This is a genomic window from Nitrincola salilacus, from assembly GCF_046271865.1.
Lineage (GTDB): Bacteria > Pseudomonadota > Gammaproteobacteria > Pseudomonadales > Balneatricaceae > Nitrincola > Nitrincola salilacus.
This window is the reverse complement of sequence record NZ_CP176580.1, coordinates 4,515,541-4,527,853: the sequence shown is the minus strand read 5'-3', so window position 1 is coordinate 4,527,853 and position 12,313 is coordinate 4,515,541. Positions and strand designations below refer to the sequence as shown.

Below are 12,313 nucleotides of genomic sequence, written 5' to 3'. Positions count from 1 at the left end.
GCTCAATATGGCTGAAGCAAGAAGAGATTAATATCAGCAAAAGATGATATTGGTTGTCGGCATTTGCTTACTTGAAGTCGTCCTGTATGACGGTCCGGCTAGCTCTGTTTGATCGCCTCGTGCAGTTGCTGTTGAGCATCGGTGCTGAGCATGGTTGTGTCATTGAAAAACTCGGCGAGGATATTAGTCCAGGCTGCCATCAAGTGAGACGGCATGGATCTTGTGTGCACATCTGTCATCTGTTTCTCCTGCTGGAGCTGTTGCAATCCCAGTTGAGCGCAGTGGTCAAGGCCTCTCGGGTCGACATCAGTCCGAACCGGTAGTGAGCCTTTGATGCGGCTGAATTCAACCTGATTCTGGGGGTCAAAAACCATCCGGGCAAAAGAGAGCTGCGCCTGAAGATCCTCTTCCCGTGCCGTCAACGGGAAGGCGAAAGCATCGACCACCATGAAATAGGGCATCATGGTACCGGGAGTGATTGCACAGTCGAAACCCTTTCCGGCCTGGTATCCGAGCGAGATAAGCTCACCTTTCGCCCAGTCCCCCATAAACTGCATGCCTGCCTGGCCACTGCCGATCATGGCAGTGGCATCGGCCCAGCTCTTACCTGTGCGGCTTGGCTTAGGTTCAACATAGTGGGATATTCGTCGCAGAAGATTGAGAGTGTCCAACATGGCTGGGTCGAGGACTGCGTCAGCGTCTCCATTAAGAATTTTTTCAAAGGCTGCTGCACCCATCACAGCATACAGAATATTGTGAAAGATCAATGAGATCTCCCAGGATCCGTCTCCCAGAGATATGGGAGTATAACCAGCTTGCTTGATCAGGTCGGCTGCTGCAAAAATGTCATCCCAGGTTTGTGGTACGCTGAGGTTGAGCTCATTGAAAATGTGCTTGCTGGTCCAGATCCAGTTTTCAGTATGAAGGTTCGATGGAACAAAGTAGATCTCGTCCTGATGGCTGATGCGCTCAAGTATGAAGGCTGGCAGCCGGTCATGCCATCCATCCTCCTGGGCGATCGTGTCGATAGACTGGACGACGCCGAAATCGGGCAGTTCACGTGCACTCGTGTCCACAACCCACTGCATGACTGCCGGTGGATAGCCATGGGCGATACGCTCGCTGACGGTCCGTTGCAGTGCCGCTTCGTTTACACTTGGAAGGTCGATCCAGTGGTTCCCGTCCTGGCGCCAGGCTTGTCTGTAAACATCAAGTGCGGCCTCCTCACTTTTTGATGTCCAGAAATAGACAACATCGACAGTGCTGCCCTGGTCAGCGACGGCACTCTGTGCCTGTAAGGCTGTCACTACCGCGGTCAGGCAAAGTGTCGCTAAGGTGGATTTCATCAGTCATTCCTCTTTATATGATGTTGTCAGTTCTGATCACATTTTCTTCCACCGCTCAGTCCTTCGCCGCTTAGCCCTTAACACGTATCTATCAATCGGCTTGTGGCGATAATTCCATCAGATTCAAATCGAACTGTAGTGAGGGGGCGTCGAACGTTTTTTTTCCGGCTGGCTTGAGCCAGGATGCGATCACATCGTCAGCTGCCATCGGTTTAGCGAACAGGTATCCCTGGCCGACTGCGCAGCCAGCGTTAATCAGGAAGCGGTGTTGCGTGTCGGTTTCAATGCCTTCTGCCACGCAGTGCTTGCCGAGATTGCGTGATAGATCGATCATCGCACGAATAATCTGTTCGGAGCGGGTGTCATGGCCTATGTCGTTAATGAAACTGCGATCTATTTTCAGCTCGTCGAAGGGGAAGTCGCGCAGGTGTGATAGTGAAGCAAAGCCTGTTCCGAAATCGTCCAGCGCAATGGATACGCCATGTTCATGGAAACGGTCCATTGACATCTGAATGAGATCAGCGTGACGATCGAGGAAAACATCTTCTGTTACTTCAACACTCAGATCCTGCCAGTCGAGATTGTTCTTATGAATCGCGGTGTCAAGAATGTCTATTCCGCTGTCGTTGATTAACAGCATCTCTGGCAGGTTGATGGCGATAGGGCCAGGTGACAGGCCCAGTGCTTTCCATGCTTTTATATCGCGGCAAACGTTATTTGCGACAGATCGGGTCATGTCGCCGATGAGTCGGGAGTCTTCCATCAGGGGGAGAAATGCACCGGGAGCGAGCAGTCCCAGGCTGGGGTGATTCCAGCGGACAAGTGCTTCAAATCCCAGATGGGCACCCGTCCTTATATCGACTTTAGGCTGGTAGTGTACGATGAATTCATCGCGCTCCGCAGCGTGGTTCAGAGCCGTCAGCAGTTCACTTTTTTTCAATTGAGTACTGAGCGTTGTGTCATCAAGAATAACAGCGGTGTTCCTTCTGGCTTTGGCCTCATAAAGCGCGAGGTCTGCTATATGGATCAGGCTGATCTCATCGGTTGCATGCATAGGGACCAGCGCCCCACCTATGCTGGCTGATGTCCGTATTTTTTTGTCCCCATAAAAACAATCGGTTGACAGGGCCTGGATGGCACGCTTCGCAATGGCATTGAGTTGGGTTTCATTACAGATGTCAGGCAGTAGAACGGCAAACTCATCACCGCCTATACGGGTAATGGTATCGACGCTGCGAAAAACCTGTCGTAAAGCATCGGCAACATGGAGCAGAGCGGCATCTCCGGCCTGGTGGCCAAAACAGTCATTGATTGCCTTGAAGTGGTCAAGGTCGATAAGCAGGATGGAGAAACCAGAGTCGTTGTCTTTGTAACGCTGAATCAGGCGCTGGAGTGTGGTGTTGAAGAAGGCCCTGTTACTGAGTGAGGTCAGAGAGTCGGTCTGGGCCAGGCTGGTCAGTTCGTTCTCGACGTGAATTTTTCTCACATATTCCCGTCGTAGCTTTTTCAGCAGTGGATAGAACAGGAATATGCCTGCAAGAATCAATATTGCGGCCAGTATGAGAAGTAATATCATGCTGAGTGACGCAGCCGTGCTGATACTGGCGTCACTGCGGGTATGGGTATGTTGAATCAGCTCATTGAACAGCTTCATGAGGTTGCTTTCTGCCGACATTGCAAAGTCTATGGGCCCCCAGAATGAATAACGCATCTTGCGTTCTTTATGGCTGGCGGTTGCCACTTTCTCGGCACGGGTAAGAAAACTGTCCAGACGCTGGTTCAGCTCAAGATAGAGCTCTCTCGATGGGGGGGAGCGTGAGGCTCGTACCAGTAAATTGTCGTACAGACGGGTGAGGGCTGCTTCCTGCCGGACCATGATCTCCCGGATATCGATCACCGTTTTCTGTATATCCTCCAGCATCGGCTGGATAATGTACTCAGGCAGCCGCTGATCAGCAGAAGCGCGCATGACAGCACGTGTCTGATTGGATAGTTGTTGAAAGCGAATGAACTGCTGGCTGGTGAGGAAGCTGATCTCCTGCTGCAGTGCATGACGATCGAGTGCCATTTTGACTGTCTGGTAGGTTGTGCCGATGAGCAGCGTCATAATAATGGTTGCGCAGACGTAATATCGACCGATAGAGTGGATATACTGCTCAATAGATGTATCTGATTCGGTAAAAAGCGTCATCAGAACAGGCTCATTCTTTGGTTGGTCAAACTAATGCACTTAATCAGATTGAATATGGCTGAAGCGAAGAGGAAATAATATCGGCAAAGGCTGATTTGAATGTCTGCATTTTTTTGCTGTGTGTAAGCAAATGATGACATATGCGTGTTATCAGAGGTTATTATTGATGTGGCCTCAGTGCTGCTGACGCATTACTGGTGTAGGCCAGGAACTCATCAGGGAGTATGGGTTTGGAAAACAGATATCCTTGCACATATTCGCAGCCAACAGCTGCCAGAATGCCTTGCTGCGCAACTGTTTCCACCCCCTCTGCGATGGTTTTTATACCAAGTCTTCTGGCCATGATGACTATCGTTTCAGCAATTGCGCGGTCACTTTCGTCGATTGCCAGATCGTGTATAAAGGAACGATCAATTTTAAGATAATCAATATTGAATTTCTTCAGATAGGCCATTGCGGAGTAACCGGTTCCGAAATCGTCCAGCGCCACCTGGATACCCGCCTCACGAAAGCTGAGCAGTTTCTGTCTGACACTATCCTGATCATTCAGCAGCAGGCCTTCGGTAATTTCTATCACAATGCATTCTCCCGGCAGGTCCACTCTAGCCAGGTGTCCGAGCAGGGTGCTGACGGTTTGTTCGTGCATAAACTGACGTGGAGAAATATTGACACTGATCTGAATGGGGGTGCCACTGCACTGCTGTCGCCACCGGTCAGCCATTTTTACCGCTTCGCCAAACACCCAACTGCCAAGCTCATGAATGATCCCGGTATCTTCTGCGATAGGGATAAACCAGTCTGGCGGTATCATGCCATGCTCAGGATGTTGCCAGCGTAACAGGGCTTCTGCTTTGACCACTCGCCCCGTCACTGTATCGAGAATCGGCTGGAAATGGGTTTGAAACTGTTGTTGCGCCAACGCCTCCCGCAGATCATTGGCCAGGCGCAGGCGACTCTCGGCCTGCGCCTGCATTGAGGGAGTAAAGAAGCGGAAACCGTTACGCCCATGTTCCTTCGCGGCATACATGGCCTGATCGGCGCAGGCAAGCAGGGTATCAGCATTATCTGCATCATATGGATAACTGGCTATGCCGATACTGGCTGAGATATAAGACAGATGCTCATGCAGTACAAACGGTTGAGTCAAGGCGTTGATAATATTCTGCGCTACCCTTTCCAGGGGCGGCGCGTCATTGACACAGGGTAAGATGACGACAAATTCATCTCCCCCCAGTCTGGCAACGATATCGGACACCCTGAAGCATGACTGAATCCTCTGAGCGACTTCAACCAGTAATTGATCACCAATTTCATGACCCAGGGTGTCATTCACTTCCTTGAAACGATCCAGGTCGATAAACAGTAACGCCAGATGACTGCCGTTGCGCTCAGCTTTGACGATTTCATCACGCAGTCGGTCCCCGGCCAGCCAGCGGTTCGGCAAGCCGGTCAGTGCATCGTAGCTGGCCTGGTGTCGTAATCTCTCCTCCAGACGTAGTCGTTCACCGATATCGCGGCCGATTGATAAAGCGCCGACCACCCTGCCATCAGCATCCCGCTCCGCTACTATCCGCAACTCGTAATCATATTGAGTCCCTTCCTTAGCGGTACAGCTGAACAGGCACTGGCCCTCTTCACCACTGGCCAGCACCTCTCGCACTCGCGCCTCGTATTCCCGGGCCAGTTCATGACCTGGATAGCACTCGATGGGTGTCTTACCGAGGCTGGTATTACGATCCAAGACGTTGGCAAGACTGGGGTTGATATAAGTGCGCCGACAATCCACATCAAAGCGGGTAATAAAGTCTGGCGAATTCTCTACCAGTGCTCTGAACTCATACTCCCGCGCTTTCAGCGCCCGCTCTGAATATTCTCGCTCCAGCTCTGCTGCGACACGAGTGGCGACCAACTGCAGCAGTCCGATCACGGCCGCTTCGTCTGTGATGGGGCTGCTGCTCATCACCGCAAGCAAGCCAATCACCCTGTCAGCGGAATCCCATAAGGGTAGCCCGATATAGCTGTTAACCCCCATCTCCGTCAATGTGCCGGCATCCGGGAAATGTTGCCTGACCTGGTGTGGATAGCAGCATATCTCGCCGTTCAGAACCTTCTCGCAGGGTGTGCCCTTGATGCTGTAGCGTAAATTGTCCTGGATCTCTCCCCTGGCATACAGGGCCATGGTCTCCGCCTCATCCGGAGTGCTGGTCAGTCTGTCGATAAACACGTAGTCCACAGCCAGCGCCTTGCCAATATGCCTCGCCAGGGCGGCAAGGAATGGCTCGCCGTCCACTGACCAGCCGCGCTGAGCGATGAACCTCAGTGTATTGTCCATTCTGGCACGCTCCGTGATATCACGTGCGATCCCCAGCACACTGACCACCTGGCCGGTTTCATCCTGCTCTGGAATATGGCGGATCTCATAACACATTTTACGTCCGGACAGCAGAACCCAGTCCTGGTAAACCTGTGCTTTGCCGCACTCAAGGGCGCGTACTACTTCCTCATACAGCCTGCGATCCTTGTCTGGATCGCCTATCACGGCCGCTTCCAGTGCTGTTTTGTTCAGAAAGGAGCGCGCTTCACGCTCTGTGGCCTGCAGCATGGATGGATTGATATATACAAACCGTGCCTGGGTGTCCAGGCGCACGATAAAATCGGGAAGTGTTTCCACCAGACTGCGGTAGTGCTCCTCAACCTTCTGGCGGGCGATGGCGGTTTCGTAATGCAGGCGCTGTGTTTCTTGCGCTTTGCGTTGACGAATGTCATGGCTATAGCAGACAGAGAGTAATTTACCGTTGTGCTGCATTGGATGCATGCTGACTTCGACCGGGATCCGTTCACCGCCCGATATCCAGTGTTCGAGCTCGCAGCAGAGGGACTCCCCCTGCATCAGAGTGTGGACGATATCTTGTCGGATAGCCTCGTTGAAAACCGGATCGAAATCATAGGGTGTCCAGGACAACAGTGTCGGTCTGTCGACGCCAAAATGCTGACAGGCCGCATCATTGGCATACACTATCCTCAGGTGATCCGTGGTGTCATGAACAGTGATGACAAAGTGGGCGGAGCGCTCAAACAGGTTGCGGAACAGTTCATTTTCACCTTCCAGTTGTGTCAGTCTGACAACGGTTCTTTCCCGCTCCTCGGCCAGGGCTTTTTCTGTGGCATACGCGGATTTTAGCTGCTGGTTCGCCAGGCTGGTTCTGGTATTGTGCCAGAGCGAGGTGTGGCTGCGTTTTGACGCCGCCAGCAATACGGCCAGATAGGCGATCACTGCCGCACTCGTAGGCCCATGAAATCTTTGGGTGTTATCTGACAGCAGCAACAGATGACCAGCGAGGGGCAGCAGGGCCATCAGCAGAAAGGCAACGGTGGCGCGCAGCACCGGCGCATACAATGCGATGCTGGCAGCAGCGACGCCGGCGATGAAAAAGGCTACCAGCAGCGTAGTCACTTGATCGCTGCCGGAAATAAACAATAAGGACGTTGTGCCCCATATCCCGCCTGCAGCTGCAGCGCCGGCCACAAAAAGATTGATCCAGAGTGACAAGGACTCTGCTGCAGGTTTGAGTTGAAAAAAGCGCAAGACCAGCAGGCCGCGTATCAGTGTGATGATCCATATAGCTGCCAACCAGCCCAGCAGAATGCTGGGTTCAGCTCGTTCCCACAGAGCGGCGGCAAAAAAAGCAGACACCAGTAAAGTGCCGATGGCACCGGGCCGAAAGCCCTGAAACAACAGCTCGGCCTGCCTCTCCAGCCAGTAGGCTTCCTCTTTTTCATCTCTGTCGGGTGGATGTTCAGAACTGCTTGCTGTCGTTATACAGTGAGCTGTCCTGTGTGCTGTCCAGAGTTTAATACCTGGCCTCATGCCTATCCCTCATTCAATCATACCTCTGGCCTAATATGGCTCAACCGGGGTGGGATTAATATCGGTAAAGGCTGAGGTCGGATGTCATTTTTTTCTGAGTTAATGTGAGCGTATGACGACAGAAGAGCGGGTTGGCCAAGTGCTACTCACTGGGCTATCAAAATGCAGCATGACATTTGTGAGGCGGCCTTGGGGGGATGAGTATTAAACAACTTTAAATTTACTCACCAACTCATCCAGTTCTACCGTGGTTGCGGCCAGATGCTCACTTGCTTTGGCTATTTCATGGATCGCCTGTTCAGTTTGCTCCGCACCTGTATTCAGCTCTTCCACATTGTTACTGATCTCTGCGACTGCTCCAGCTTGCTGTTGACTTGAACTGGCAATAAACCCGGTCGGTGCTTCATGATAGGGTGTGTAGAATGCAAAATCTGTGACATAGACCTCGATTGCGTTTGCTTTCACAGCTCGCATGGGTGAAATCATTGATCCTGCCTATACTTGAGGTTGTTTACTGATACGCAGAGCAAAGCATGTCAGGCATGACGGATGCTTGTGAGAACACCGGCAGCGAGGTTACAGCTATGTCCCAACGTGCTAAACGGGTTTCCACGTCTGTTCGCCATAAGGTATTTGAACCACTGGATCGAATGGGGCGAGCCGTATTCGACGCTTCGCCAAGAGCCATGTTGCTGGCAGAAGCAATTGATGGTGATTTCCCGACCCTGGCAGTCAACCCAGCCTGGGAGGTACAGTTTGGTATTTCGCAACAGGAGGTGCGTTCTAAAACCGGAAAGCACTTCAAGTGGTGGCTCTCCATGGATGACCGGCACAGGTTTGTGACGCAGCTCTTTGAATCGGGATGGGTTAACGACTTTGCTGTATGGCAGCTCCGAAAGGACGGTACGCCTTTTTTAGTGAGCGTCTCTGGAGTGGTGCATGATATGGGAGACTGGCGTTTGACGATCATTGTGTATGATGACATCACGCTTACCTATCAAATGCAACGACGCCTGTCAGGGCTGAACCATTTTCTGGAACACAAGGTAGAAGAGCGCACGGCAGAGTTGAGTGCAGCCTTGCAGCACCTGCGACATACGCAGGATGAGTTGATACAGTCATCGAAAATGGCGGCGCTGGGCCGGATGGTGATAGGTATCGCACATGAACTCAACACTCCCTTAGGCAATGCCATTACGGCTGCAAGCAGTATTCAAGCAGATCTTAGACAGTTGCAGGGTGATATTCCTGAAAGGTTGACGCGCTCAAAGTTGATTCAGTATGTTGATTTTGCTTGCGAAGGATCTGACTTGGTATTGTCGGGTTTGCAGCGATCAGTTGAGCTGGTCAGCAGCCTGAAGGAAATCAACTTTGATCCAGACAATCAGGGACTGCAAAAATTGTATGTGCATGACTTTGTTGATGAATGGTTAGTACTGCATCGATCCCGACTGCTATCCGGGAAGGTCTTTGTCAGCGTAGATATAGATAAGAACCTTTACATTCTGACCTTTCGCACGGCTCTGATCCGGGTTCTGGATAAGCTGATCGATAATGCTTTCAAGCATGGGTTTCAAGGTGATCATGAACTGGCATCTATAGATATCAGGGCTTATGAAACAGAAAATGGTCGGGTTGATTTTATTTTCAAAGATAATGGCAAAGGGCTGGATATGCCCGATCTGAGCAAGGTTTTTGAGCCTTTTTTCAGAGGATCCATGTCAATGCCTGGCAATGGCCTGGGGCTGTTCGTGGCACATGTGTTGGTCACGGTGGTGCTGAAAGGCACTCTGGAAGTCAAGAGCGCGCCGGGACAAGGTGCAGAGTTCATTATCAGCATGCCACAGTTGCATTAAGCAGACAGCTCTCAGACTGGTGCATCTAACCTTACACATCTGCCCCCTGCTGAGGTTATAATCAGCGGTTACTTACAGTCTGTTGAAGGATGTTTATCGTGAAAAGCCGCTGGCCAGCACTGCTGCTGGGTTTGATGATTCTGGCTCTGCTCGGTGGGTGTGGTCAGAAAGGCCCGCTGTATCTTCCTGATCAGGAAACGCCCACAGAACAGGCGGAATGAGAGATAATGGATAGTTTCGAATATTACAATGGGCATCTGCACTGCGAAGAGGTGTCGCTGAATCGGGTGGCTGAGGCGTTCGGTACGCCGACCTATGTCTATTCGCGTGATGCGCTGGAACGGGCGTATCTGTCCTATGCCGATGCATTGGAAGGGCGTGATGCGCTGGTCTGTTACGCGGTGAAGGCCAACAGCAATCTGGCGGTGCTGAATGTGCTGGCGCGTCTGGGCGCAGGATTCGATATCGTATCGCTGGGTGAGCTGGAGCGCGTGATCCGTGCCGGTGGCGAGCCGTCCAGGGTGGTTTTTTCGGGCGTGGGCAAGCAGCCGCATGAGATTAAGCGCGCACTGGAGCTGGATATTCTGTGCTTCAATATCGAGTCCGAGGCGGAGTTGGAGCGGGTCCATGCCGTTGCGGCCGAGATGGGCAAGGTGGCGCGTGTTTCTTTCCGCGTCAATCCCGATGTGGATGCCGGTACTCACCCTTATATCTCCACGGGCCTGAAGGAAAACAAGTTCGGGATCAGTATTGATGTCGCACGCCAGGTGTATCGTCATGCAGCTTCGCTGCCGTCGGTCGAAATCGTGGGAATGGATTGCCATATCGGCAGTCAGCTGACCGAGATTACGCCATTCCTGGATGCACTGGATCGTCTGCTGTTACTGCTGGATGAGCTGGCGGAAGATGGTATCACGATCCATCATCTGGATCTGGGTGGTGGTCTGGGCGTTTGCTACACCGACGAGGAACCGCCAACACCTCAGGCCTATATCGAAGCGGTGCTGGCGCATCTGGGCGAGCGCTCGATCAAGCTGATTTTTGAGCCTGGCCGTTCGATTGCTGCGAATGCCGGTGTGATGCTGACCCGGGTTGAATATCTGAAGCACAATGGTGACAAGCACTTTGCGATCATTGATGGCGCGATGAATGACCTGATTCGCCCGTCGCTTTACGGTGCCTATCAGGAGATCGTGCCGGTTGAGCTGCGCGAAGAGGGGGAAACCCTGAGCTGGGATCTGGTTGGTCCGGTGTGCGAGACCGGAGATTTTCTGGGTAAGGATCGTGCGCTGAATCTTCAGGCAGGTGATCTGCTGGCGGTCTGTTCGGCAGGTGCCTATGGCTTCGTGATGGCTTCCAACTACAATACTCGTGGGCGTCCTGCCGAGGTGATGGTGGATGATGATCAGGTCTATCTGGTGCGTGAGCGTGAAAGCCTGAGTGATCTGATGCGTGGCGAGCAGTTGCTGCCAGGTGCGCGGTGAGGCGGCTGATATTGGAACAGCTGATGTTGAGTTGGAGAGCGTAATGCTGGTCAGATTTTCAAAAATGCATGGCCTGGGCAATGATTTCATGGTCATTGATGCTGTGTCTCAGCGTGTGCGCTTGAATGAGCAAACGGTGCGTCGACTGGCAGACAGGCATACCGGCATCGGCTTTGATCAGCTGTTACTGGTTGAACCGCCGACGCGTCCGGATCAGGATTTCCGCTACCGTATCTATAATTCAGATGGCTCTGAAGTGGAACACTGCGGTAACGGTGCACGCTGTTTTGCCCGTTTCGTGCGCGACAAGCGCCTGACGGCGAAACCCGAGATCAGTGTCGAGACGTCTCAGGGACAGTCGATTCTGCGTATCCGTGAAGATCGTCAGGTGGAGGTCGATATGGGTGCGCCGCGACTGAATCCGGCCGAAATTCCCTTTGCTGCCGAGCGGCAAAGTGTCAGTTATGCGCTTGAAGTGGGTGATCAGACCTTTGAGATCAGCGCGGTATCGATGGGAAATCCACATGCCGTGTTGCTGGTGGATGATGTCGACACAGCTCCGGTGACAATACTGGGGCCTCAGATTGAGCGCCATGCGCGTTTTCCGCAACGGGTCAATGTCGGCTTTATGCAGGTGCTGTCACCGGAAGAGATTCGCTTGCGTGTGTTTGAGCGCGGAGCCGGTGAAACGCAGGCTTGTGGTACTGGCGCCTGTGCTGCCGTTGTGGCGGGACGTCTGCAAGGTTTGCTGGCGGAGAAGGTGCGGGTGCACCTGACGGGCGGCGAGCTGGAGATCGCATGGAAAGGAGAGGGTCAGCCGGTTATCATGACGGGTCCGGCCACAACAGTTTACGAAGGGCAGATCTACATATGAGTGACCAGGCGGACCTTATCTCACCTGAGGGCCTTGATGCCAATCAGGTTGCCGACTATCTGGCTGAGCATCCCGACTTCTTCACGGAACATGCTCACCTGCTGGAAAAACTTTATGTGCCGCATCAGCGCGGTAGCAGTATCTCTCTGGTGGAACGGCAAACGTCGTTGCTGCGTGAGCGCAATCAGCTATTGCACAAGCATCTGTCTGACCTGATCGAAGTGGCGCGACATAATGACGGCCAGTTCGAAAAGACCAAGCGAATGGTGCTGTCGATGCTGGAGTCCTCGACGCTGGATGATGTGGCGGTAGCGATTGAAGAGAGCCTGTGCCAGGATTTCTATGGTGATGTCACCTCATTGCTGCTGTTCAGTGACAATCCGGTGGTGGTGAACGATATCCGCATGCTGTCGCGTGCCGATTGCAGTATCGTGCAGCCGCTGATCGAAACCAGCCTGCCCAGCTGTGGACAACTCAGTGAGGCGATGAATCGCTTCCTGTTCCAGGATCAGGCCGTGCGGGTGCAGTCTGCCGCCGTAGTGCCGCTGGTCAAGGGTGAAACTCTTGGCTTGTTGGCGATCGGCAGTTTTGATCCGGATTATTTTCAGAGCAGTCAGGGTACCCTGTTCCTGAGCTACGTTGGCGAAGTGCTGAGCCGCGTGCTGAGCCAGATCCTGAAAAAATCGTGAGAATG

At 52.8% G+C, this 12,313-nt stretch carries 9 protein-coding genes; 5 read left to right on the top strand and 4 right to left on the bottom strand.

The window, feature by feature from the left end; genetic code table 11:
- Nucleotides 1-98: 98 nt before the first annotated feature.
- The 4 genes from ACK3CJ_RS20840 to ACK3CJ_RS20825 form a co-directional block, all read right to left on the bottom strand.
- Nucleotides 99-1,346: an ABC transporter substrate-binding protein gene (locus tag ACK3CJ_RS20840; protein WP_409524113.1), complete on the bottom strand. Its 1,248-nt coding sequence runs from the start codon at nucleotides 1,344-1,346 to the stop codon at nucleotides 99-101.
- Between the two features lie 91 nt (nucleotides 1,347-1,437).
- A complete protein-coding gene (locus tag ACK3CJ_RS20835) occupies nucleotides 1,438-3,537 on the bottom strand; it encodes a putative bifunctional diguanylate cyclase/phosphodiesterase (protein ID WP_409524112.1) in 2,100 nt (699 codons plus the stop codon).
- Between the two features lie 160 nt (nucleotides 3,538-3,697).
- The gene (locus ACK3CJ_RS20830; protein WP_409524111.1) at nucleotides 3,698-7,405 is read right to left on the bottom strand and encodes a bifunctional diguanylate cyclase/phosphodiesterase; all 3,708 of its coding nucleotides are present in this window, start codon (nucleotides 7,403-7,405) and stop codon (nucleotides 3,698-3,700) included.
- Between the two features lie 204 nt (nucleotides 7,406-7,609).
- The gene (locus tag ACK3CJ_RS20825; RefSeq protein WP_409524110.1) at nucleotides 7,610-7,879 is read right to left on the bottom strand and encodes a hypothetical protein; all 270 of its coding nucleotides are present in this window, start codon (nucleotides 7,877-7,879) and stop codon (nucleotides 7,610-7,612) included.
- A gap of 110 nt (nucleotides 7,880-7,989) precedes the next feature.
- On the opposite strand from ACK3CJ_RS20825, the gene ACK3CJ_RS20820 reads away from it, so the two are divergent.
- The 5 genes from ACK3CJ_RS20820 (at nucleotide 7,990) to ACK3CJ_RS20800 (ending at nucleotide 12,308) form a co-directional block, all read left to right on the top strand.
- Complete coding sequence (locus ACK3CJ_RS20820; protein WP_409524109.1) at nucleotides 7,990-9,261, top strand: PAS domain-containing sensor histidine kinase; 1,272 nt, start codon at nucleotides 7,990-7,992, stop codon at nucleotides 9,259-9,261.
- A 134-nt stretch (nucleotides 9,262-9,395) separates the two neighbouring features.
- Complete coding sequence (gene lptM, locus ACK3CJ_RS20815; RefSeq protein WP_409526633.1) at nucleotides 9,396-9,482, top strand: LPS translocon maturation chaperone LptM; 87 nt, start codon at nucleotides 9,396-9,398, stop codon at nucleotides 9,480-9,482.
- 6 nt (nucleotides 9,483-9,488) lie between these two features.
- Complete coding sequence (gene lysA / locus ACK3CJ_RS20810) at nucleotides 9,489-10,745, top strand: diaminopimelate decarboxylase (RefSeq protein ID WP_409524108.1); 1,257 nt, start codon at nucleotides 9,489-9,491, stop codon at nucleotides 10,743-10,745.
- A gap of 43 nt (nucleotides 10,746-10,788) precedes the next feature.
- On the top strand, nucleotides 10,789-11,619 hold the full coding sequence (gene dapF / locus ACK3CJ_RS20805) for a diaminopimelate epimerase (RefSeq protein WP_409524107.1): 831 nt from the start codon (nucleotides 10,789-10,791) through the stop codon (nucleotides 11,617-11,619).
- Nucleotides 11,616-12,308 (top strand): DUF484 family protein, encoded by a 693-nt coding sequence (locus ACK3CJ_RS20800; RefSeq protein ID WP_409524106.1) that lies wholly within the window; start codon nucleotides 11,616-11,618, stop codon nucleotides 12,306-12,308. Before dapF ends, ACK3CJ_RS20800 begins: the two co-directional genes overlap by 4 nt.
- Nucleotides 12,309-12,313: the final 5 nt, after the last annotated feature.

Coding starts and splice junctions, on each gene's coding strand:
- ACK3CJ_RS20830 (WP_409524111.1), bottom strand. CDS start 7,405: ATGAGGCCAGGTATTAAACTCTGGACAGCACACAGGACAGCTCACTGT.
- ACK3CJ_RS20840 (WP_409524113.1), bottom strand. CDS start 1,346: ATGAAATCCACCTTAGCGACACTTTGCCTGACCGCGGTAGTGACAGCC.
- dapF (WP_409524107.1), top strand. CDS start 10,789: ATGCTGGTCAGATTTTCAAAAATGCATGGCCTGGGCAATGATTTCATG.
- ACK3CJ_RS20825 (WP_409524110.1), bottom strand. CDS start 7,879: ATGCGAGCTGTGAAAGCAAACGCAATCGAGGTCTATGTCACAGATTTT.
- lptM (WP_409526633.1), top strand. CDS start 9,396: ATGATTCTGGCTCTGCTCGGTGGGTGTGGTCAGAAAGGCCCGCTGTAT.
- lysA (WP_409524108.1), top strand. CDS start 9,489: ATGGATAGTTTCGAATATTACAATGGGCATCTGCACTGCGAAGAGGTG.
- ACK3CJ_RS20820 (WP_409524109.1), top strand. CDS start 7,990: ATGTCCCAACGTGCTAAACGGGTTTCCACGTCTGTTCGCCATAAGGTA.
- ACK3CJ_RS20835 (WP_409524112.1), bottom strand. CDS start 3,537: ATGACGCTTTTTACCGAATCAGATACATCTATTGAGCAGTATATCCAC.
- ACK3CJ_RS20800 (WP_409524106.1), top strand. CDS start 11,616: ATGAGTGACCAGGCGGACCTTATCTCACCTGAGGGCCTTGATGCCAAT.